General features: G+C 65.0%; 20 protein-coding genes and 1 tRNA gene. 8 read left to right on the forward strand and 13 right to left on the reverse strand.

Going from position 1 to position 22,661, the window contains the following annotated elements; genetic code table 11:
- Positions 1-138: 138 nt before the first annotated feature.
- The 8 genes from AC3RX0_RS07615 to AC3RX0_RS07650 form a co-directional block, all read right to left on the reverse strand.
- Complete coding sequence (locus tag AC3RX0_RS07615; protein WP_491505312.1) at positions 139-1,158, reverse strand: hypothetical protein; 1,020 nt, start codon at positions 1,156-1,158, stop codon at positions 139-141.
- A gap of 233 nt (positions 1,159-1,391) precedes the next feature.
- On the reverse strand, positions 1,392-1,952 hold the full coding sequence (locus tag AC3RX0_RS07620) for a hypothetical protein (protein WP_491505313.1): 561 nt from the start codon (positions 1,950-1,952) through the stop codon (positions 1,392-1,394).
- A 290-nt stretch (positions 1,953-2,242) separates the two neighbouring features.
- Positions 2,243-3,157, reverse strand: coding sequence for a hypothetical protein (locus AC3RX0_RS07625; RefSeq protein ID WP_491505314.1), 915 nt, complete (start codon positions 3,155-3,157; stop codon positions 2,243-2,245).
- A 200-nt stretch (positions 3,158-3,357) separates the two neighbouring features.
- Positions 3,358-6,399, reverse strand: coding sequence for a type I restriction endonuclease subunit R (locus AC3RX0_RS07630; protein ID WP_491505403.1), 3,042 nt, complete (start codon positions 6,397-6,399; stop codon positions 3,358-3,360).
- Positions 6,396-7,463: a hypothetical protein gene (locus AC3RX0_RS07635; RefSeq protein ID WP_491505315.1), complete on the reverse strand. Its 1,068-nt coding sequence runs from the start codon at positions 7,461-7,463 to the stop codon at positions 6,396-6,398. The genes AC3RX0_RS07630 and AC3RX0_RS07635 overlap by 4 nt, the downstream gene beginning before the upstream one ends.
- The gene (locus tag AC3RX0_RS07640) at positions 7,464-8,666 is read right to left on the reverse strand and encodes a restriction endonuclease subunit S (protein ID WP_491505316.1); all 1,203 of its coding nucleotides are present in this window, start codon (positions 8,664-8,666) and stop codon (positions 7,464-7,466) included.
- Positions 8,666-10,228, reverse strand: coding sequence for a type I restriction-modification system subunit M (locus AC3RX0_RS07645; RefSeq protein ID WP_491505317.1), 1,563 nt, complete (start codon positions 10,226-10,228; stop codon positions 8,666-8,668). The genes AC3RX0_RS07640 and AC3RX0_RS07645 overlap by 1 nt, the downstream gene beginning before the upstream one ends.
- A gap of 1,152 nt (positions 10,229-11,380) precedes the next feature.
- Positions 11,381-11,944 carry a hypothetical protein gene (locus tag AC3RX0_RS07650; RefSeq protein ID WP_491505318.1) on the reverse strand — a complete coding sequence of 188 codons (564 nt, stop codon included), beginning with the start codon at positions 11,942-11,944 and terminating at the stop codon, positions 11,381-11,383.
- Between the two features lie 157 nt (positions 11,945-12,101).
- Between AC3RX0_RS07650 and AC3RX0_RS07655 the strand changes: the two genes are divergently transcribed.
- The 5 genes from AC3RX0_RS07655 to AC3RX0_RS07675 all read left to right on the forward strand — a co-directional run bounded on the left by AC3RX0_RS07655 (position 12,102) and on the right by AC3RX0_RS07675 (position 16,413).
- Complete coding sequence (locus AC3RX0_RS07655; RefSeq protein ID WP_491505319.1) at positions 12,102-12,461, forward strand: hypothetical protein; 360 nt, start codon at positions 12,102-12,104, stop codon at positions 12,459-12,461.
- Entirely contained in the window at positions 12,448-13,389 is a 942-nt protein-coding gene (locus AC3RX0_RS07660) for a site-specific integrase (protein WP_491505320.1), read from the forward strand. The genes AC3RX0_RS07655 and AC3RX0_RS07660 overlap by 14 nt, the downstream gene beginning before the upstream one ends.
- Before the next feature lie 75 nt (positions 13,390-13,464).
- Positions 13,465-14,457, forward strand: a complete 993-nt coding sequence (locus tag AC3RX0_RS07665; protein ID WP_491505321.1) for a tyrosine-type recombinase/integrase — start codon at positions 13,465-13,467, stop codon at positions 14,455-14,457.
- On the forward strand, positions 14,454-16,097 hold the full coding sequence (locus AC3RX0_RS07670) for a hypothetical protein (protein WP_491505322.1): 1,644 nt from the start codon (positions 14,454-14,456) through the stop codon (positions 16,095-16,097). The genes AC3RX0_RS07665 and AC3RX0_RS07670 overlap by 4 nt, the downstream gene beginning before the upstream one ends.
- Positions 16,098-16,158: 61 nt before the next feature.
- Positions 16,159-16,413, forward strand: coding sequence for a hypothetical protein (locus AC3RX0_RS07675; RefSeq protein ID WP_491505323.1), 255 nt, complete (start codon positions 16,159-16,161; stop codon positions 16,411-16,413).
- Between the two features lie 247 nt (positions 16,414-16,660).
- On the opposite strand, the gene AC3RX0_RS07680 is transcribed toward AC3RX0_RS07675, so the two are convergent.
- Positions 16,661-16,734: transfer RNA gene (locus tag AC3RX0_RS07680), tRNA-Pro, on the reverse strand.
- 227 nt (positions 16,735-16,961) lie between these two features.
- On the opposite strand from AC3RX0_RS07680, the gene AC3RX0_RS07685 reads away from it, so the two are divergent.
- From AC3RX0_RS07685 to AC3RX0_RS07695, 3 genes are read left to right on the forward strand one after another with little or no spacing between them, the layout of a single operon-like run.
- Entirely contained in the window at positions 16,962-17,552 is a 591-nt protein-coding gene (locus AC3RX0_RS07685; RefSeq protein WP_491505324.1) for a GNAT family N-acetyltransferase, read from the forward strand.
- A gap of 50 nt (positions 17,553-17,602) precedes the next feature.
- The gene (locus AC3RX0_RS07690; RefSeq protein WP_491505325.1) at positions 17,603-17,821 is read left to right on the forward strand and encodes a hypothetical protein; all 219 of its coding nucleotides are present in this window, start codon (positions 17,603-17,605) and stop codon (positions 17,819-17,821) included.
- The gene (locus tag AC3RX0_RS07695) at positions 17,814-18,170 is read left to right on the forward strand and encodes an RNA-binding S4 domain-containing protein (protein ID WP_491505326.1); all 357 of its coding nucleotides are present in this window, start codon (positions 17,814-17,816) and stop codon (positions 18,168-18,170) included. Before AC3RX0_RS07690 ends, AC3RX0_RS07695 begins: the two co-directional genes overlap by 8 nt.
- A gap of 215 nt (positions 18,171-18,385) precedes the next feature.
- On the opposite strand, the gene AC3RX0_RS07700 is transcribed toward AC3RX0_RS07695, so the two are convergent.
- From AC3RX0_RS07700 to AC3RX0_RS07715, 4 genes are all read right to left on the reverse strand, one after another.
- Positions 18,386-19,291, reverse strand: coding sequence for an NUDIX domain-containing protein (locus tag AC3RX0_RS07700; RefSeq protein WP_491505327.1), 906 nt, complete (start codon positions 19,289-19,291; stop codon positions 18,386-18,388).
- A gap of 63 nt (positions 19,292-19,354) precedes the next feature.
- Positions 19,355-20,878, reverse strand: coding sequence for a ribosome biogenesis GTPase Der (gene der, locus AC3RX0_RS07705; protein WP_491505328.1), 1,524 nt, complete (start codon positions 20,876-20,878; stop codon positions 19,355-19,357).
- On the reverse strand, positions 20,868-21,551 hold the full coding sequence (gene cmk, locus AC3RX0_RS07710) for a (d)CMP kinase (protein WP_491505329.1): 684 nt from the start codon (positions 21,549-21,551) through the stop codon (positions 20,868-20,870). The genes der and cmk overlap by 11 nt, the downstream gene beginning before the upstream one ends.
- Complete coding sequence (locus AC3RX0_RS07715; protein ID WP_491505404.1) at positions 21,544-22,656, reverse strand: prephenate dehydrogenase; 1,113 nt, start codon at positions 22,654-22,656, stop codon at positions 21,544-21,546. Before AC3RX0_RS07715 ends, cmk begins: the two co-directional genes overlap by 8 nt.
- Positions 22,657-22,661: the final 5 nt, after the last annotated feature.

Genomic DNA, 22,661 nt, shown 5'->3' on the forward strand with positions numbered 1-22,661 from the left:
GACGCGACACGCCGCCGACGACGCGTCTTCGATATGCGCGATGGCCCACCCGAAGACGTTTACCGACGTCTCGGGGCCGTCTGTCCGTTGTTGCGCCTCCCTGGGCCGCCTCCAGCCCCACAGTCCTGCACGAGTGGCTCACTCCTTGTCCACCCGTGTCACGTGTGTGATGACAGAATCCGCGAGCTGGTCACCCACCGCGAGAAACCGCGGCGCCCGACTGACCTCACCGTCGGGCATGCGCATGAGCATTCCCTTCTCGAGGACCCATGCCGCATCAGCCGCTGCCAACACGAACACGTCGTCCTCCGCACCGGAGACTTCATCCATGAAGGCCCCAGAGACGACTCGAACCACGCGACTTGTGACGGTCCACTCGTTATCGGTCGAGAGGTAGACGTGGTCCCCGGGACGGATGCCTGCGAGGCCTCCGCCCGCATCCCGCTGCTGTAACGCCTCCACGACTCTTGTGCGCGCGTCGGCAGCGTTGGACGGAATGCGAGTCACCCGTGCTGTGCGCCACGCACCCCACCCGGCCGGGATGCTGCCCTTCTGCGAAGTGAGCTTCTTCCATTGACCGCCGCGGGTGATGGCGTGAATGGAACCAGACGCCGTCAGTAGGAGCGTGACGCGCCGCTCGGCTCTCGAGGGCCGGCGACTGGTCACCGGGTCCCCAGCGGAGATGATGGCCGACGCGAGTCCCCGCGGGCATTGGAACGCGAACAATGGCGCGTCACCCCGAAGGTTGTCGAGGTCGTCACCCAACCGGCGCGCTCGGGCATTTCTTCCGTGTGGCTGCATGCGATAGTGCGAGCCCGATGGTCCGTGAATGAACACGTAGCCGCCCGCGAGCACCATGTCGGCGTGAGCAGGATGATGCTCGTAGGTGCGCACGGGCACGACCCACAGGACAACGTCGCCATCGGCTTCTCCTGTCCGCCTGAGCACGCCGCCGGTGAAGGCGATGTCATCGAGGACGGTGGCATCAGTGAGCGCGCGTGCGGGAGCGCCCGGGGGTCCCTCAAGCTCCAGGTTCACCGACTCCCATGCAGGCTGGCGGGTGGGCGTAACGGTAAGGGGCGCAGATAGCATCGTGCGAGCGGCGACATCGACGATGGTAAGAGTGTGGATGCTGCGAACCGCGAAAAGCGTCGTCATCGCCACCTCCCGCGGCTGGCGCAAGAGCGGGCGGCGAGAGTCCCGTTACGGGTCCCGGTGTTCTCGTGTGATGGCATCCAGCAATCGCTCCAGTGCGAGGTGAAGCTCGTCGTAGCCACGCATGTAGAACAGAACGTCCATCTGCGGCCAGGGCACGTCATCGAGATCCTCCAGCAGTTGGCGAGTCTCCGCGACAACATCCATCAGAGGGACCGGTGCGTCATTGCACGCCATCAGTCTCGCCCGGCATGTCCGACTGGCCCCGCATCCGTCCCCACGCCGGATCCCGGCTCACGTCCACGCCGCTCGAGCAGGGTCAACAGGTCAACAAAGTCCTCGTCCGGATCGACGCTTGCCAATGCTGTGCGGAGCCCGGCGAGCAGGGCGTCAACGTGTTCCGTGTGCTGGGTGCGGCTCGAGGATGCCGGCTCATGTTCGAATGCGGTGCCGACCTGGAGGATGAGCATGACGCGGCTGGTGGCGCGCACTGTCCCGAAGTATGGACGGTCGGGTTGGTCGTAATCGGCGGTGTTCTCCTTCCACCAGTCGACTTGGCCGAGTCCCGTCTTCGTGTCGAAGGAGAAGCTGCGTACGCCGGTCAGCGGTTTGCCGTCGAGCAGCAGCGAGTTCTGAGATGGATATCGGGTGATGGTCGGGGGCTGGTCGCGGGTGACCAATTGCACGTGATAGAGGGTGCGCGACGCGGTGATAACCAGGTAGCTGCCCGGCTCTGATTGCTCGGTCAGTGGCGGCTGTGTCGCTTTATGACCTGCTGACGGGTCCTGGTCGGTCACGGCCGCCGTCTCCAGGGTGCACCGCCAGTGGCCGGCACTCGAGGCTGGTAAACAATGGGCAGACAGTTCGTCCGGTGTGGCATCATCATCGAAGTCTCCGTCCAGCCGGCGCGGCCGGCGCCGGGGCTCGATTAATCTGACGGTCTCGACGATTCCGTTGATCGGTGGTCGCAGACAACCGATCCCGCGACATCGTTGTGCTGCGGGTCGGACAGCCACTCGTGACGCGGCGTAGCCAACGTCGATGCTGCTGAGGCCCTGCGGAACTCTCGCGGGTCAGTTGCGCGCGTTCAGTTTCCGACCGTGTGGTATCGGTGCCGTCCGGCGAACCACAGTCCAGTGGCCCGTGACCGTCGGTATTCGCCCAGGTAACCAATCGGCTTTACGAAGACGTCGATTCGCCAGCTTCTGCCCGTGTCGAGTGGCGGCAACTCCGCACCGAGCTCAGCGAGGGCTTCGTACCAGCCGCCGACGAAGTCAGTGACAAGAATCGCGCGTCGCCTGTAGGCGTCCACTCCCACCAGTCGCGCGGCACCATCCATCTCGCGCGGAGCCGTCGCGGTTCCCCCGTATCCGGCCCAATCCCAACCGGAGGGCGCCCCAATGTGGTCGCCATGTTCAAGGTGCTTGCCCCAGGGTGTGGTGCAGAGATCGTCTGACTCTGCGGCCGCAGCCTCTCGAGTTAGCCGGTCGCGCCAAGAAGGAGACAGAACGACCGGCCGGTGGTCCACCTTTGACGCCCACCGGTGCAGCGGTTCGCCGAGCCACCGTGAGGATGGGGCATGTGAAGCGCGCTCCACGCACCAGGCGAGGTAGCGGAGCAACATGCCATCGGCGTCCCAGACGGCTTTCAACAGCGCGAATCGGGAGTCCTCCACTGGCTGGCCGTGGTCGTACCACCAGAGCAGACCCCGGTCACGACGAGTCCACCCGAACGAATAGGTGAGAAACGACTGGAGAGCGGCGAAGTAGCCCAGACCATGCTCGAAGTTGCCCTCTGAGAAGCCATGTTCGTTGCGCCGAACCGTGTCAGCGGGCGACAGCGGCATGACGCCCATCCCGTACGGGTCAGCGAGCACCCGATATGGCATGGCCACCGCCCACGTCCATTCCAGTTGGCCGCCGGCAAGAAAGCTGCTGCTGTCAGCTTCTGCCGTGAGCTGCGCCTCGATCCTGGTGATGTTGCGCGTAAAGTCCGATGCCACTGAGCCCTCCACCCGTCAACCTACTGCGCCACTACGTTCGCTCAACGAGAACGACCGCAGATATCCCGGCGGCGACCGGTGTTCTTAGCTCAAGAGCACCAGTCGATGACGACAAGCCTTTGGCCCCCACCCTGCCGCGGCGTTCGTTGCCGGCGTTTACACGGCTGTTGCCCACCCGTTCAACCGACGCCAGCACATCCCTAGTCGCCAGCTCCGCGGCCGAGGTCAAAGAACCGTTCAAAGAACGCGCCGAGCTTCGCGATCACACGCTGCTTCTTCTCCCCATGGCCGCCGTCCGCGGCGAAACGGCTGGCAGGTGGGAGCACGTCGGTAATTGCGGTGCCCGTCGTGCGGAGGATTCCGTCACGGAACGCGGTCCCCATGAACTCCCGGGTCGCCTCCGCCCGGAGGCTCTCGTCCTCGATGATCGCTTCCAGCTCCGCCTCCCGTTTGGCGGCGATGAACGCTTGCCACTCCTCGTCGATGGATCCGTCGACGGAGACGGAGTCTACGAACGCTTCGATGAGGTCCTTCTTGTTGCGCAATGTCGGGCTGGCATCGATGGCACGGGAGATCTCAGAGCGGATCTCCTTGTCCTCCCCGTCGCCGTGCTCCGCCCGGTACTTCTGCACGAGCATGAGGATGTAATCGACGTTGATCTCGACCTGTTTGATCAGCTCGATCTCGAACACGACATCGTCGTTGATGAGTTCCTTCTCGGCGGCCCAGTCTTTGCGGAACTCGGCATACAGGTTCAGGTAGACGCTGCGGTAGTCCTGCCCCTGCCGGTCAGTGAGCTTCTCGTGCCCGGCGAAGTCATCGAACGCGGTGAGAATGTTCTCCAGCCGCAGGATCTGCCCGAACAGCTGGATGAACGCCTTCTGCGACTCCTCCCCCACGATCTGCTGTCCCAGAGGGAACGACGCGAGCAGCTCCTGGACCTTCTCGGCGTATTCGCCGTAGTACTCGCCGTACGGTTTGAGGAGCACGACACCACGGGCGTCCTTATTGCCGAACAGCTCCAGGGCGGCGTTGGTCTCTTCTTCCAGGTCACGAAACGCGACGATGTTGCCGTAGGTCTTGACGGAGTTGAGGATGCGGTTGGTGCGCGAGTATGCCTGAATCAGGCCGTGCGCTCGGAGGTTCTTGTCCACGAACAACGTGTTCAGCGTGGTCGCGTCGAACCCGGTGAGGAACATGTTCACGACGATCACCAGGTCCAGGTCGCGGTTCTTCAACCGTTGCGAGAGGTCCTTGTAGTAGTTCTGGAACCGGTCCGACGTGGTGTCGAAGCTCGTACCGAAGATGTCGTTGTAATCCTGGATGGCATCCTCCAGGAATCCACGGGCGTCCGCGCTCAACGCATCCGTGTCGAACGCTTCATCATCGAGGATGCCGTCGTCACTGGCGTCGTTGGCCCCGTACGAGTAGATCAGCCCGATCTTGAGGCGACGGTCCTCCGGGAGCTCCGCCTGCTGGATCTGGAAGTGGTTGTAGTACCGGCGTGCGGCATCAATCGACGCGGTGGCGAAGATGGCGTTGAAGCCGCGCACCCGTTTGCCGTCGAGGGTGTATCCGGCGGTGCGTTTGGTCTTCTGGTCGAAGTGCTCAAGCGTGTACTCGACGACCTGGCTGATGCGCTCCGACGCCAGCAGCGCCTTCTCCGTGTCGATGGCCGACACCTGCTTGTCGACCACTGCACCGACCTTGACGGTGTTGACGTAGTCGATCCGGAACGGCAGCACGTTCTTGTCGGAGATCGCATCGACAATCGTGTACGTATGCAGCTTGTCCCCGAACGCCTGCTCCGTGGTCTTCAACCCCGGGTTACCACCACTGCCGGCGTTGGCAGCGAAGATCGGAGTCCCCGTGAACCCGAACAGGTTGTACCGCTTGAACGCCCGGGTGATGTCCGTGTGCATGTCGCCGAACTGCGACCGGTGACACTCATCGAAGATGACCACGACATGGCCCGAGTAGATCTCGTGGCCCTTGTTGGCGCGGACGAAGTGAGACAGCTTCTGGATCGTCGTGATGATGATCCGCGCACCCGGGTCCTCGAGCTGCTTCTTCAACACCGCCGTCGACGTGTTCGAGTTCGCCGCCCCCTTCTCGAAACGGTCGTACTCTCGCATCGTCTGATAATCGAGGTCCTTGCGGTCCACGACGAACAGCACCTTGTCCACGCTGGACAGCTTCGACGCCAACTGCGCGGTCTTGAAACTCGTCAAGGTCTTCCCAGACCCGGTCGTGTGCCACACATACCCGCCCGCGGCGACCGTGCCGAGACGTTTGTAGTTCGTGGAAATGTCGATCCGCTGCAGAATCCGCTCCGTCGCGACGATCTGATACGGGCGCATCACCAGCAGCAACCGGTCAGCGGTGAGCACGCAGTAACGGGTCAGGATATTCAGCAGCGTGTGCTTGGCGAAGAATGTCTTCGCGAACGAGGTCAGGTCCTGGATCGGCTTGTTCTGCGCATCCGCCCACCACGACGTGAACTCGAACGAGTTCGACGTCTTCCGCCCCTTGGTCTGCTTCTTGCCCTCGATGATGTGGTGGCTGCGCGTCGTGTTCGAGTAGTACTTCGTCAGCGTGCCGTTGCTGATCACGAACAGTTGCACATACTGGAACAGGCCCGAACCGGCCCAGAAGCTATCCCGCTGGTACCGGTCGATCTGGTTGAACGCCTCCCGGATATCCACACCGCGCCTCTTCAGTTCGATATGCACCATCGGCAGACCGTTGACGAGCACCGTCACGTCATAGCGGTTCGCGTACGTGGCGCCGCCCTCACCGTGGCCGATCTCGTACTGATTGATGACCTGCAGACGGTTGTTGTGAATGTTCTGCTTGTCCAGCAACATGATGTTCTTGGTAGACCCGTCATCACGCTTCAGAAGCTGGACGTGATCCTCATGAACGCGCACAGTCTTCTCGACGATGCCGTCGTTCTTGCCAGCGATTTTCGTCTCGAAGAACTCCGCCCACTCCGTGTCGGAGAACGTGATCTGGTTCAGTGCTTCCAGCTGGGTGCGCAGGTTCGCGACCATCTGCGCCTCGGACGTGACCGGCAGATATTCGTATGCCTGCGACTTCAGGACCCGGATCAGCTCCTGCTCAAGCGCAGACTCGGACTGATACGAACCAGCACCCGCCATATCAGGGATGTACTCAGCAACGACCGTGCTCTCAGACGACACGGCGATGGGGTCATACTTTGGTCGAGCAGTACTACTCATTCGGCGGCCGCCCATCTGAACGTCTTCAGGAACTCCTGAAACTCGCCGCCAAAAGCTTCTTTGTACTCTTCGGCCACGTCGTAAGCATCGATATCAGAGAATCGGTCGTGGCTGTACAGATTAAGTACCTTCGTCACCAGGGCGGCATTTGGTCCGACGAGCAGATCGCCCCAACCGCCTGTGTATCCGAGAAAGTTGGCCGTCTTCTCGAGCAGTGCTCGGAACTGATTGAAGTGGGCTCGATCAATCGCATTCGCGGAGATCGCTTCTTGAATATCTTCGATAATGCCGAGGTGATAGCTGAAAGGCGAGTCCTTCGGCTGTTTAGCAAGTGTCCACCCTGCGTCTCGCCCCCGCGCAAGAACGTAGGCTCGGTCACTCTTCCGACGGAGCGAGGTGAACAGAACATTAAAGAAGAGAGCGTGGTGAGTCGAGATCACGAATTTCAAATCGATCTGCGACGCGCGCTTAATAAGGTCCGATAACGCGAGCGCCACCGACACGATGCGCACATCGTCCATAGATGAAACTGGGTCGTCTATGACCGCAAGCGTTAGCTGGTCATAGTCAGACGTTGAACGCAGCTCGGGGCTATCACGATGCGTTTCAATTGCTTCACTCAAAACAGAGTAGTAGACGCTCCAAACGAATATGCTCTCTTCTGCGCGCGATATCTTGATATCGTCCGTGGAGCTGTCGTCACCCTTGTGTATTCCAAAGCTAACCTCCCCGCTTTCGAAGTCAAGCCTCGGTTCGATTCTGCCGCCCGTGAAAGCTTGGAAATTATCGATGATCGCACTGTCAAGACCCTGAGTCACGATAGTTTTTAATAGCTCCGACGCCAAGTTCATCTTGAGCACGACTCGCTCATTGTCCCAGGTGAATACGTCCTCAACAAAGGAGTTGTAGAGAACTACGCCCTCCGGATCGCGTTCCTTAAGATGCTGAGCGAGCCGAGTCTTACCGATTGTGTTCGGAGCGTAAATCAGGGCGCTACGCGAGTCGGCGAGGCCTTGCACTACCTCGTCGGCCAAGCTCGCGACTGTGCCGTGAATGCTCGTCATCTAGACAGCCTCCTTGAAGGTCAGCAGCTTGTCACGGTAGTACTCGTACTGCTTACGGCGAGCTGCGATCTCAGCGGGGAGTCCGATACTGAGATCGTTGGTGAGTGTCTCGAAGCTATCCAATAGTGAGACACGTCGATCTTGCTCTTCGAGGCTTGGCACCGGCAGAAGTACACGTCGAAGCGAGGCCATGGAGACGCTCGCGACCGTTGATCCATCAGCCGAAGCCAGGATGCGCCGGCGAGTATCTCTAGAGCGCAACAGATGGATCAGGAACCGAGACCGGATGATGCCCTGCCTCGGCGTCAGTGCGTAGACACCTTCCTTGATGTTCCAATCAGTGGGTTCCTCGGCGACCAATGCCGTCCGTCCAATCGTTCCAGTGCCTGAAAACAGGACGTCGCCAGCTTTCAAGTGAGATCGCGCTTGGATGCGAGCCAATCCGGCATCATCAACACGATCAGTTCTCTCCGTCGGACGCAGCGTGAACCCGGCGAGCTCACGAACCGTGATGTAGAAGTTCTTCGCGCCGGGCGCGTTCAGCTTGAAGTTCTGGCGAGGATTGAGGCCTGTTCTCAAGTCCTCGATGACCTCACCCATCGCGATCCTGGCGACCGAGTCATCAAAGGAAAGCAGGTCATCCCGATAGTGCGCATATTGCTGTTGACGTGCCTCTAACTCCGCCTCTAACTCCGCCTCTAACTCCGCCTCCAGCTGAGTGAACTGATCCAGGATTCTCACAATCTCCCGCTGCACCTCGAGAGGCGGGACCGCCACGGGAATGCGGTTAAGGTTGCGCTGATTGAGCTTGGGTTGTGTTCCTCCAGTCACGTAGGCCGTGATGTCCACCGTTTGCAGGTAGAAGTACATGAAGCGCAAGTCAATCGAACTGTCCCGCGGTACGAGCACGTGGGCGTGGTTATTCACCCAAATCTTTCCGCTTGCCCAGTTCAGAACAGGCGTACCGTCCTTCTGGATGACGCTCCCGTCTTCACCCATTAGTAAGAATGTGCCTTCAAAGATGTACTCGGCAACGTAGTCTTGGATGCCATTAGCCCCGTAGTACGGGTAGTCGCCAGCAACCCTGACCGAGCGAGTGACCGGCTTACGCCGACTGTCCCGGTTTCCCAAAACTTCGCCGAGCTCTCTAAACCTCACCCCGTGCGGAGCAAACTCCGCGATCAGATCATCGATGCGGCTCATCACGCGCCTTCCAGATCCGCAACGATAGTCTCGATAGACGTACGCAATTCGGCCTGTCGGATGACGATGCGGGCGATTTCCGCGTTCAGCGCGGTGATGTCGATTTGTTCGCGAGTGTCCTCAGCTTCTACGTACGACGACACCGCAATGTTGTACGCCTTGGTGGCGATGTCTTCATTGGGCACGAGCGTGGCGAAGTGAGCTTCGTCCGCTCGGTTCTCCAGCGCGTCGAGGATCCTCTGCTGGTCGCCTGGCATCAGCTTGTTCTTATTGCCGACTCGCTTGAACTCGGCCGACGCGTCTATGAAGAGCACAGCGTTGTCGGCCTTGGACTTCTTGAGCACGATGATGCATGTGGCGATGGTTGTGCCGAAGAACAGGTCCGGTGGCAGCTGGATCACGGCGTCGACGTAGTTGTTGTCGATGAGGTACTTGCGGATCTTCTGCTCCGCTCCTCCGCGGTAGAGCACGCCGGGGAACTCGACGATGGCGGCGGTGCCGTTGACAGCCAGAGAACTGAGGATGTGCATCGTGAACGCCAGGTCGGCCTTCGATTTCGGTGCAAGGACACCGGCGGGCGCGAATCTGTCGTCGTTGATCAGGAGTTGGTTGGCGTCGCCCTCCCACTTGATGGAGTAGGGCGGGTTGGAGACGATGGCCTCGAACGGCTCGTCGTCCCGGTGCTGCGGGTCGAGGAGCGTGTCGCCGTGGGCGAGATCGAACTTCTCGTAGTTGACGTCGTGCAGGAACATGTTGATCCGCGCGAGGTTGTAGGTGGTCAGGTTGACCTCCTGACCGTAGAACCCGCCGACGTGGTCACGGCCGAGGACTTTCGCGAACTTCAGCAGCAGGGACCCGGAGCCGGCTGCGGGGTCGTAGACCTTGTTGACGCGTGTCTTGCCCATGACGGTGATGCGGGCGAGGACTTCGGAGACTTCTTGGGGTGTGTAGTACTCGCCACCGGATTTGCCGGCCTGGGAGGCGTACATCTGCATGAGGTATTCGTAGGCGTCGCCGAACAGGTCTATCGCGTTGTCTTCGAAGTTCCCCAGCGGCAGGTCGCCGATGGCGTCGAGCAGCTTGACGAGCTTGTCGTTGCGTCGGGCAACAGTGTTTCCGAGTTTCGAACTGTTTACGTCGAGGTCATCGAACAGGCCCTTAAGGTCGTCTTCACTGTCGGTGCCGACCGCTGATCCTTCGATGTTCTTGAACACCCGCTCAAGAGTCTCGTTCAGGTTCTCATCCTGGGGTGCGCGACGGCGCACGTTCTGGAACAGTTCTGACGGGAGTACGTAGAAGCCCTTCTCCGCCACCGTCTCCTGACGCCCGAACTCGGCCTGCTCGTCTGGGAGGCGAGTGTAGTCGAAGCCGTTGTCGCCGGCGTCGTGTTCGCCCTTGTTGATGTAGGCGGTGAGGTTCTCAGAGATGAAGCGGTAGAACAGCATCCCGAGCACATAGGATTTGAAGTCCCACCCGTCTACTGACCCGCGCAGGTCGTTCGCGATCCGCCAGATCGTCTTGTGCAGCTCGGCGCGCTGGGCTTCTTTGGTGGTCGGTGTCATGGGTTTCTCCTTGCGCCCGTGACGGCGCGCACCAGCTAAGGCGGCGGCGGGCAATCCCCAATGTAGCGGCGTACGCCGACGTCGCCGGCCCACACAATCGACGTCACAGCCCGCCCGATCCTTACGCCCGAGCACGATCCGCGCGGAGGTGGTCGAGTGAATGCGCCCGGGTGCGCGAAGGAATGAGACGGCTTGCAGCGGTAGCCGGTGCGTTAGTCGCGCCTGCTGAACCGACGGGTGAGAGTGGGTGATTGGGAGCCTCACCTGAAGAACGGGGGTGCAGCCGAAGCCGCACCCCCGCCTTTCGTGCCGAAGATCAGCCGATGCGAACGATCCAGCCGCACTTACCGCACTTGAACGAAGAAACCCGAGTGAACGGGCCGTACTTCGCGCCACAGTGGCGGCATGTGATGGTGAACGGGCCATTGACCCGTCGCACGACCATCAGCGCTTCCCGTGCTTCGTCGCGTCCACGAGCTTGTAGCTCATGTTCGGCTTCGGCGTCGGGGGCATCGGCTCCCCGCGTGTCACCGTGCGCTCTGCGCCGTGTCCGCCACGCGGGCCGACCTGCACATACTGCCCCGAACGCGGGGCCTTGTCTCCGGGCACCAACTTAGAAACCATCACTGGCTCCGTTCCTACGAGCGAGGAAGAACTAGAGCCGGAGTCGAGTCAATGGTGACCTAACCCGCATTTGGGTCTAAGCTTGAGAACGTCACACCGTCCAAAGTTGACGCTCGCAAGCCTGAGACCCTCGGCTCGACCCGAGGCCTTCTCGGGCTTGTCGTGCTTCCTACACCTCAATGGTACATATGGGGACGGACATTGCGACCGACCACTAGGGATAGTAGTTACATCCGAGTAGTTTCTCGCCGTTCTCAACAGGCTCTACACAGCTTTTACACCGTTTCATCCACAGCGGGCAGGGCAACTTAGCGGCCCCGCTTCCGCAGGATTCCGGCATTCTCGACGCCTATGCAAGGGTTATCCACAGACGGAGCAGTCGGCGTGGTTTGCTAAATGCTATTTCATGTGGAGAACGCTCCTCGGCGTGTCGCGGCGTGTCGCGGGAAAGATTCTGAGGCGTTCAAGTCTTCACAACTCTGCCTGTTGCCTACTCGGGCGCGGCGGTGCGCGGAGCGAGCGACGATGTCAGAGGCGCCGGCTGATCCGAAGCAAGTGGTGCAGTTCGTGTGCGCGCTTCTGATCCAGCCTGCCCGATTGAAGCCGGTGTAACTGGCGGCCCAGCCAGCGCGCCAGTGCGAACTCTTCGCGGTCGTCGGCGTGCAGCCTGGGAAGTCGCCCGTTGATCTGCACGAACGTCACACACGCGGTGAACCGCCCTCGCCAAAGGGCCTCGAGCGGGTCCCACTCGAACGCGGGTGACACGTCCAGGCGTGCACGCTGGTAGCCGTTGAGCTGATCTTCGAAGCGACGCTGGTACCGGGCCCACTCGCCGAGGTTGCGTTCCCCGTCGGGCAGTGTGGATCGGTCTCGGGTGTTCTCCCGCGGTGCCTGCCCGATCTCCCACCAGTGGTCCTCATATCGGTGGAGCGTCGTGATCCATTTCGTCGCACGCCGCTGCCTCACAGGCCCGCCGGCGAACAGCGTCGTGACCGCGTCGGCGTAGATCATGGCGGCGGGATCGTTCGGCTGGGTTGAACGCCACAGGGCAACGGCTTGGGCGTGGAGTTCTTCGTGGCTCGGGGCGGGCACGCTGGTCCTTTCGGGGCGCGAGGGTGCGTCCACATGCACCTATGCGCAGCCGGTGTTCCGGCGGTGACCACTCGGCGTGCCGGCGCGTTTGTCCCTGAGTCGGCGGAGCCAGTGCGCCGGGCTCTCGTAGCGTTACGGTCACGCGAACGGAGGTCCCATGGCGCCTCACGATGACTCACTGGATCGCCTGCAGGACGAGACGGAGGGCGTTTTCGTCGTCGCAACCGAGGACGGCGCGACGCACCACTTGGATATGGATCAGCGCCTGGTCACGAGGACCGAGGAGGTCGGCCCTAGCGTCCGCGTCGTCATCGATCCCGCGCCGGCGACGATACTCACCGTCGCGACGTGCCGAGTCGGCGTTCCGATGGTGCTGCTCATCGACCGGAAGGTTCCCGGTGTGACGTTCACGCGCCGTAGCACTGCGGCCGTCATCAGCATCAAGAGCGCCGTATCTCCTGCTCATCCGCACGCAGAAGGACCGCGCCCAGAAGGACCGCGCCGTGACAGCGCATGACCGCGGCGACGAGGTCAGGGACGAGCCGGCTAATATCGTCGCTGCCCGATTCGTGCCGATCAAGGCCGCGCCGTACTGGAACGCGCTAGAGCCGGTCGTTGTGGCCGCGGTGTCCAGGACAGTGCGGCTCACGGGGCGTGAGCCGCGGGCACTGTATCCGGTTGCGGCAGCGTTCGTGCTGTGGGCGTGGCAGACCAAAGGTCTGGACCTGGAGGTGGGCCGCATCTTCCGTCGGCGCGTCGTCGAGGAATTTGTTCACCGTGGAATGACCGCATATACCCGCGGTAGTCGCGCAACGTACCGGTCGATGCTGTTCGCCATCGTCGATGCCGTCACGCCGCCCTCCGAGCAGCCGTTCCCCATCACACGATCCGAGCCCACTCCCCCGTATGCCCCGTCGGAGGTGGCAGCCCTGCGCAGCTGGGCAAGTGGCCAGGGAAGCAGCACGCGCCGCCAAGATGCATCCGTCTTGCTCGCGCTAGGGTTCGGGGCGGGATTGGCAACACGCGAACTCCTGGCCCTTCGCGTCAGCGACGTGGACGTACGGCATGACAGCGTGCATGTGCTGGTGTGGGATCGGCGGCCACGCCTGGTCCCGGTCCTTCCTGCGTGGGAGACGGGGCTTCGGGAGGCGGTACGTGGGGCCGCACTAGACGACTGGCTGTTCCGGCGCGGCCGTACCGGCGTTCGGCCCGGACAAGTTACCGACTTCCTGCACCGCGGGCACACGACGGAGCTGGACGTGCGGCCAGCACGAATGCGCACGACGTGGATGCTGACCCACCTGCAGTCCGGAACGCCGCCCGGCGAACTGCTGCGGATTGCCGGGTTGGAGAACCTGGCCGCGCTCGACCGGGTCACGAAGTTCCTTCCTACACGAGCACCGAATCCGCCGCGGAAGGCGATGCCCGACAGTCGGGCTGAGTAGGGAAGGTGCCCGGTGTTGTGTCGGGCGCGACACGCCGCACGCGAGCTTTTCGTCCGCGCCGCGTACATGCGCTGCATGACCCCGAAACACCGACTCACCGACATTCCCACCCAGTTCGCTGAACTCCGCAAGTCCAGCCCGCAGATCCCGGAGTTCGCATGGCGCATCATGCTCGGGTATCGGCCGAACGATGCGTGCGAGAAAGGCGCATGGGACGCGGTACGGTCCTTCACCATCGCGACGGCCGCCGCGATGCTCCCCAGCACGTACGACGGCACCCGCCGGCTGGTGACCATGACCGCCCGCTTCCACATATGGGTCTGGTCGCGCACTGGCACCGACCTGTCCATCGAGCGCGTCTACACGCAGCTCAACATCGACCGGTACCTCGCGTCCGCTCACACCAACCGGTCCGTGTCACACCGGTGGGGCGTTTCCCGCCAACTCGTGAAGGTCGGCCGCGAACTCGCCGACGCCGATCTCGTGGCCCTGCCGCTCCCCGGCGGCAATGTTCGCGCCCCGTTCACGACCAAGCAGATCGCCACGATGCACAGCTGGGCGAACTCGCTCACAACCATCAAGAAGCGGCAGAACGCACAGGCCCTCCTCGGCCTCGCCGGAGGCGCGGGCATGACCGCGGCAGAGATCGTTGATGCGCGTGTCAGCGACATCGACCGCGACGGCGACGTCGTGTTCATCAACGTCGTCGGCGCGCACCCCCGCCGCGTTCCCGTGCGACACGCGTGGGCACGTGTGCTGCTGCGCAGTATCGAAGGCCGCGAGCACACTAGCGAACCGCTGTTCCGCGGGCACCGCTTCGAAGAGTACCCGCCTCGCACCATCCAGACCTTCCTGACCGACCATCCAGCCCCGGTACGCCCCACCCCTGCCGCCCTTCGCGCCGCCTGGCTCGTGCACCACATCAACAACCACGTCCCCCTCCAGGTCCTGCGGGATATCGCCGGCTTCGACCACTACGAGTCGCTTGTGAGGTACTACGAGCACGCGAACGCGCTCGACGTCACCGACTTCACAGCTCAGCTCGTCGGAGCGGAGGTCGCGCGATGATCTCCACCGACGTCGACTACTACGGTGCACCTGGCGAGAGCGAGTGCGGGATCACGGAGCGTGAGATCCTCGGCCGTGGCCGCAACCTTCAGCAATTCGACGATGTCACCGTCGCGCTGATCGAAACTCGCGTGCGGCAGTCCGGGATTCTCGAGCAGCTCGACCGCTGGGCGGCGGAAGACTCCAACCCCGACGGGATGGGCGGTCGGCCCGCAATGATCTCCATCCGTGCCGTGCTCACCGCTCTCCTGCTCCTGGCCCACGAAGGAGCCCCGCTGCATATCCGGCGTGCCGCCTATGTGCTGCAGCACCGGCTGTCCGCACAGTCCCGCGAACTTCTCGACCTCCCCGAGTCGCCCGTGAGCTTCGCCACCCATGTCGCCACTGCAAAGAAGTGGTACACGAACACGATCCGTGCGTTCCACAGGATGAAGAAGCTGATGGACCCGTACCCCCAGGAGCTTTACACCGCCAAGACCTACACACAGATTCAGGAAATCCTCCGAAACCACGACGAGCAGCGCGCGGAAAAGTACAAGGCGCGTCTCGACGAGTACACCCGACTGTTCATTCGCATGACATTCATGGCGCAGCCGCGGGCCGTCCGTCGGGCGACGAAGCAGCTGGATGTTTCCTTCGACCAGACCTACATCGGCACCCCCACCACCAAGGGATACAGTCGGAAGAACCTCGCAAGCAAAGTCAACCTCGCAAGCAAAGTCAAGGCGGAGCGCACCGCAAACCTCGGTGAGATGAGCCCCGGCCCCGTCGACGCGTTCGCCGGATGGCATGTGAAGAGCGGCAAGGGCGAGCGAGTCGACAACGAGAAGGGTCAGGTCGACCAGACCGCGCCCGGGCGAGGCGAGTGGGCGAACTACGACTGGGGCTGGGTGGCGAACCTCGCCGTCCGAGTCGATGCCGAACAGCCAGGCTCGAAGCGGTTCCCTAGCCTCGTCGTCGCGGCCTCGCTGAGCATCCCGAACATGGAGGTAGCGGAGGAAGCCGCGCGTCTCCTCGAAGCAGCAGCAAGTTTCGAACTCGCACCTGGGATCGCCGACGCGGACAAGCAGTACTGGGCCAACGCCAAGCCGTTCCGACTTCTCAAGCCAGCCCTGAAGACCGGCTTCACCCCGTCCACCGACTACCGTTCCGACCGCGTCGGTGTGAAGGGCGGCCAGCATGGTGGGCTTTTCGTCGAAGGCGATGTCTACTGCCCGAGCACACCGGCGCCACTATTGAACGCAACGAAGAACTTCCTCGACAAGGAGATCGATGTCGAGACGTTCCGCGCGCGCCTGGAGGAACGGAAGGCCTACCGCCTGCATGTGAAGCAGAAGGCCAAGGCCGATGGTAAGACGATGCTCCGCTGCCCCGCCCTCGGCCCCAGCCCGACGGTGACCTGCCCACTGCGAGAGATGATGCTCACCGCGGCCAAGAAGAACCGCCCCGAGGTGGAGCCCGAGACCCTCGAAGAGGAGTTCCTGGACACCATCTGCAAGAAGCACTCCGCCTCGTTCGACCTGACCGAGATGCAAGCACCCCAGCAGGCCTTCGACTATGGAAGCGAGGAGTGGGAGACCTTCCACGACCACGCGCAACACCGTCGAGTCCGAGAACCAGCAGCTCAAGGCATCCGGTGACGAAGACATCGCCACCGCAGGACGCCGCCGCGTCCGCGGTATCGCCGCCGCACAGATTCTCGTGACGCTCCTGATCGTCAACCACAACCTCCGCAAGATCGCCGCCTTCCTCAGCGACCAGGCGATTGAACGCGCGCGCACTGCACCGCGCGCTCCCATCCTCCGCCGCCGCGACCGCGTGTGGGCCAACCGCTACACCAAGACCACGGGCAACGGTGACCTCACCATCCCCCGGGGCAATCGAACAACCTCGTCATCAACGCCCCCAGGCGCTCTGGAACGCGACCCGCTCACGCTGACGCCGATGCGCACGTGAGATCCCTCACGCGCTGACAACGCCCGCCGGCGGCACGCCGGCATGCTCCCCCGCTACACCAGGACAAGCGAACGCGCCCGAAAACCGGGCGCGTTCGTGTTTTCTCTCCCAGGATCGCCAGAAATCACCATTACGGACTCGCGTCGAACTCCGCAGACACGAAAAAGGGAAGGGCGCCTGCTCGAAGCAGGCGCCCTTCCCTTTTCTCCAGCTGTTTTGCAATCAGTATTGCCAACAGCCCATTCCGTCGGGATGACAGGATTTGAACCTGCGACCCCTTGACCCCCAGTCAAGTGCGCTACCAAGCTGCGCCACATCCCGATGCCCACCGGAGTGGACAACTCCACCATCCTAACCCGTCCGGGCGGACTGCGCGAAACGACACCCGAACCATGCCAGGCTGCGGCATCCATCGACAACGATGCCGAAACGTTACCCGGCTTCCCGCGCCGCGAACGTAGGCTGTCGGAAGTCGGCGACAACGGCGTCGCCGACCACTTCAGTTCCCGCCCTTGTCGATGTCGGACCCGCCGACTACGGTCGCGGACATGTCAACGATCACGATCGAACCCGCCACCGCCGGCCGCTTCGACGACGCGCAGCACGCGCTGACCGGGGGCGGCGACGGTGCCAGCTGCCAGTGCCAGTGGTGGATGCTGCGCAACAAGGACTGGCAGAACACGTCCCGCGAAGAGCGCACCGACATGCTGCGGTCCGAACTCGAGGCCGCGCCCTCCCCCGCCCTCATCGCCTATGTCGACGGCGAAGCCGCGGGCTGGGTGCGCGTCGGGCCCCGCACGGCCCAGACACGCCTGGCGCACACACGCACGTTCGCCGCCTCGCCGCACGATTGGGACGATCCGGACGTCTGGGCGGTGACGTGCTTCGTGGTGCGCCGCGAGTTCCGCGGTAAGGGACTCAACCACGAGCTGCTGCAGGCCGCTGTCGACCACGCGCGCGCGAACGGCGCCCGGGTGCTCGAGGCGTATCCGGTCGACGTGCCGCGCACGAAGCGGCCGACGAACGACCTGTACATCGGCATCCTGTCGGTGTTCCTCGCCGCCGGGTTCGAAGAGGTCGCGCGCCCCAAGCCCGACCTGGCCATCGTGCAGCTGACGCTCGACGATCAGGCGGCCTGACGGGGTCGGGTCGCCGCGAACGCCACGCGGCGCGCGCCTACGATGGACCCGTGCCGCCAGTGTCGCTTGCCGCCCGGTGGGTGGGCTTCCTCCCCTACGTCGTCGTGTCGATCGTGCACGTGGCAGCCCTCGCCGCGGACGACGACGGGACGAGTCCGCTCGTCATGCTGACCTCTTGCCTGGGCCAGGGGCTGATCGCGGCGGGCATGGTCCGAGCCGTCCGCGGGCGACAGATCGGACCGCGGATGGAACGGCTGGCGCATGGCTGATTCCGTGCGGGTGGATGCCTGGCTCTGGGCCGTGCGCGTGTACAAGACGCGCTCGGCGGCGACGACAGCATGCCGGGCGGGGCACGTGCGCGTGAACGGCGAGCGGGTCAAGGCCGCCCAGGCCGTGCGGCCCGGCGATGAACTGCGGGTTCGGATCGCCGGCTTCGACCGGATCCTGGTTGTGCGCCAGACGATCGCCAAGCGGGTCGGCGCGGCCGTGGCCGCAACCGCCATGGAGGATCGCACCCCCGCGCGCGACCCTGCTCCCGTCGTCGCGCAGCGCGATCGGGGTGCGGGGCGCCCGACCAAGCGCGAGCGCCGCGAGATCGACCGCCTGCGCGGGCGGTGAGACGGCCCGAATCCATAGGGACTGGGCGAATCCATGCCCTATAGGGTGTTGACTCGCCCAATCCCTATGGATTCGGTGCGGCAAGCTGAGCTGAGCCGAGCTGAGCTGAGCTGAGCTGGGTTGAGCCGAGCCGAGCTGAGCTGGGCTGGGCCGGGTTGAGCGGAGCTGGGCTGGGCTGAGCTGAGCGGAGCTGGGTTGAGGCGGGGGTCCGGGGGCTACGCGGGGAGCAGGTCGAGCAGCCAGCGGGTGCCGCGGGTGCCGGCGCCGACGTCGTGCGCACGATCGACGAGTTCGCGATCGCTCGTGACGACGGTCACGCGGCGCCCCGCCTCGGCCAGCAGCCGGGCCTGATCGACGATGGCGTCGTCGCCGGATGCCGCGGCCCGCACGATCCGCACACCGTCGGCGGCGGCATCCATCGCCTTCGCCTGCCCTTCGACGACGACCGAGAACTCGGGGAACCACGTGTCTTCGGCAAGGTCGAGGGCGGCGGCGCCGACTCCCCGCTTCGCGAGGCGCTCCACGCGGTCCACGAGCCGCGACGCCGCACCGGCGCGGTCGCGCCACCATCCATCGGGCACCGAGCCGATCACGTTCGCCGCATCCACGACGACCGCCGGGCGCAGCTCGAGCAGCCCGCGCAGCCGCGGCCACGCGTCGGCGAACCCGGGGTGCAGCGGCCGATCGGTGATCGCGTCGACCGGCACCCACTCGAGCGCCCGGCTCTCGGGGTCGCTGATCACGGGCTCGAACGGGTCGACCACGTCGCCGACAAGCGTCGTGTACGTCCAGACGTCCAGATCGAGCACGCTCTCGAGCCGGGCGCGCACGGCGCCGTCGGGCACGCCCGCCTCTTCCTGCGCCTCGCGCAGCGCGCCGTCGCACGCCGACTCGCCCTCGTGACGCGCGCCGCCGGGCAGCCCCCACGTGTCGCCGAAGTGGCTCCACGACACGCGGTGCTGGAGCAGCACGCCGCGGTCGCGGTCGTACGCCAGCAGTCCCGCCGCGCCGTACCGGCCCCAGTACCGGTCGCCCTCGTCGGTGACGACCCAGGCATCGCCGGGGTCGCGCGGACCGGACGGACGCCGATGCTCGCCGAACTCGGGATACTCGATCCTCACCGTTCCAGCCTGTCACAGTGCGAGGATGCCGGGGCCCGCCGCGTCACGCAGCGTCGCACGCGCTCAGCGCTGGCGACGTTCGCGCACGCGCATGTTGATCACGATCGGCGAGCCCTCGAAGCCGTACAGCTCGCGCAGCCGGCGCTGTACGAACCGGCGGTAGCCGGGGTCGAGGAATCCGGTCGTGAACAGCACGAACGTCGGCGGACGCGTGCCCGCCTGCGTGCCGAACAGGATGCGCGGCTGCTTGCCGCCGCGCAGCGGGTGCGGGTGCTCGGCAACGAGCTCAGCCAGGAACGCGTTGAACTTGCCGGTCGGGATGCGGGTGTCCCACGACTCCAGCGCCGTCTCGAGCGCCGGCACAAGCTTGTCGAGGTGCCGACCGGTGCGCGCCGAGATGTTCACACGCGGCGCCCAGGCGACGTGCGCGAGGTCCTGCTCGATCTCGCGCTCGAGGTAGCGGCGCCGGTCGATGTTCTCGAACTCGGGCGTGCTCAGCACGTCCCACTTGTTGTAGGCGAGCACGAGCGCGCGGCCCGACTCGAGCACCATGTCGATGATGCGGATGTCCTGCTCGCTGATCGGCTGCGACACGTCGAGCACGACGACGGCGACCTCGGCCTTCTCGAGCGCGGCGGACGTGCGCAGCGACGCGTAGAAGTCCGCGCCCTGCTGCAGGTGCACCCGGCGGCGGATGCCGGCCGTGTCGACGAAGCGCCACAGCCTGCCGCCGAGCTCGACGATCTCGTCCACCGGGTCGCGGGTCGTGCCCGCCAGCTCGTTGACGACCACGCGCTCTTCGCCGGCGGCCTTGTTCAGCAGCGACGACTTGCCGACGTTCGGACGGCCGAGGATCGCGACGCGGCGCGGGCCGCCGATCTCCTGCTTGGCCACGGCCGACTCGTCCGGCAGCACCTTGAGGATCTCGTCGAGCAGGTCGGCCACGCCCCGGCCGTGGATCGCCGAGACCGGGTGCGGCTCCCCCAGGCCCAGGTTCCACAGAGCCGCGGCCTCGGGCTCCTGCCGGGCGTCGTCGATCTTGTTCGCGACGAGGAACACCGACCGGCCCGACTTGCGCAGCAGTCGCACGACGTGCTCGTCGGTCGAGGTGGCCCCGACCATGGCGTCCACGACGAACAGCACGACGTCCGACAGGTCGATCGCGACCTCGGCCTGGGCGGCCACCGAACGGTCGATGCCCTTGGCGTCGGGCTCCCATCCGCCCGTGTCGACGAGCGTGAACGGGCGATCCATCCACTCCGCCTTGTACATCACGCGGTCGCGGGTGACGCCCGGGGTGTCTTCGACCACGGCCTCGCGCCGGCCGAGGATGCGGTTCACGAGCGCCGACTTGCCGACGTTCGGCCGGCCGACGATCGCGACGACCGGCAGGGCCGGCAGGTACTCGATGCCGTCCTCGCCGAGGGCGACGCCCTCGAGCAGCTCGGCATCCTCATCTTCCAGCTCGTAATCGTCCAGCGACGCGCGCAGGGCGTCGGCGCGCCGGTCGGCGAGGTCTTCGTCCATCGCGGCGAGCCGCTCGGCGAGGTGGTCGGGCCCGCCCTCGTATTCGTCGTCAGCGCCCATGGGCTCTCTCCTGCTTCTGGTGGATGACGCGCAGCACCGCATCGACGGTCTGCGCGAAGTCGAGTTCGGTGGAGTCGACGACCTGGACGCCCTCTGCGGCGTTGAGGAAGTCGACCACCGTGGAATCGGATGCGTCGCGCTTGTGGAGGGCCGCCGCGACGTCCGCGGCATCGTGGCCCACCAGCTCGGCGCTGCGGCGCGCGGCGCGCACCTCGGGGGCCGCGGTCAGCAGGATCCGCACCGGCGCATCGGGGGCGACGACGGTGGTGATGTCGCGCCCCTCGATCACCACGCCCGGCCGGGCCGACTCGGCGGCCAGCCGCCGGAACAGGGCGTTCACCTGGGCACGCACCTCGGGCATGCGCGCGACCGGGCTCACCGCCGACGACACCCGCGGCTCGCGGATCGCGGCGGTCACGTCGACGTTGCCGACCCGCACCCAGTAGTCGTCCGGATCCAGCGAGATGGCGTATGGGAAGTCGGATGCCGCAGCCCGCACCGCGTCGGCGTCGGCGGTGTCCGCACCCCGCTCGAGCACGTGCCACGCGAGAGCCCGGTAGGCGGCGCCGGTGTCGAGGTACCCGAAGCCGAGGGCACGGGCCGCCTGCTTCGAGACGCTCGACTTGCCGGACCCGGCGGGTCCGTCGATGGCGACGATGACGATGTCAGTCAATGGTGCTGCTCGCAATCTTCCAGCCGCGCTCGGTCAGGCCGTCCACCGCGCGGCGCACGGCGGCCGGGGTGACGCTGATCTCGGCGAGGCCGAACTGGGCGCCCGGAGAGTGCTCCAGGCGCAGGTCTTCCACGTTCACATCGAGCTCGCCGAGCTCGCCGAACAGGCGGCCGAGCTGGCCCGGGGTGTCGTCGACCATGACGACCACCTGGTCGAACCGGCGGTTCTGGCCGTGCTTGCCGGGCAGCCGGTCGACGCCCTCGTTGCCGCGACGGATCGTGTCGGCAACGGCCCGGCGCGCGCCCGGCGCATCGTGGTGGCGCAGCGCGTCGGCGACGCCCGCGAGGTCGCCGGCGAGCGCATCGAGGATGTCGACGACCGGTCCGGCGTTCGAGCCGAGGATCTGCACCCACAGCTCCGGGGCCGATGCGGCGATGCGGGTCGTGTCGCGCACGCCCTGCCCGGCCAGCTGCAGCGACCCTTCGGCGGCGTCGACGAAACGCCCCGCGAGCAGGCTCGCGACCAGCTGCGGCACGTGCGAGGTCAACGCGACCGAGCGGTCGTGCTCGGCGGGGTCCATCTCCAGCGGCATCGCGCCGAGGTCCAGGGCGAGGCCCTCGACCACGGCCAGATCGGCGGCGCTCGTCTCGGCGTCGCGGCAGACGACCCACGGCCGCCCGATGAAGATGTCGGCGCGGGCCGATATCGCCCCGCCCCGCTCACGTCCGGCCAGCGGGTGCGAGCCGATGTAGTGCGTGAGGTCCACGCCGCGCTCCCGCAGGGCGCGCAACGGCTCGAGCTTGACGCTGGCGACGTCCGTGACGACGGCGTCGGGGAAGGCGGCCAGTTCGTGCGCGATCACGGCGGCCGTGACATCCGGCGGCACGGCGACCACGACCAGGCGCGGCCGGTCGTCGGCGCGGGCGGTGCGGCCGGCGCCGTAGTCGACGGCCAGGCGCAGCGCCGCCGGCGAGGTGTCGTCGAGCGCGACGTCGATGCCCAGCGCGGTCAGCGCGTGGCCGATGCTCGCCCCGAGCAGCCCCGACCCGACGATCCGCACCGTCCCCGAGGTGCGTGCAGCACCGCGTGCAGGCACGGTCGTCATATCGC

Source organism: Microbacterium sp. W1-4-2, from assembly GCF_058349885.2.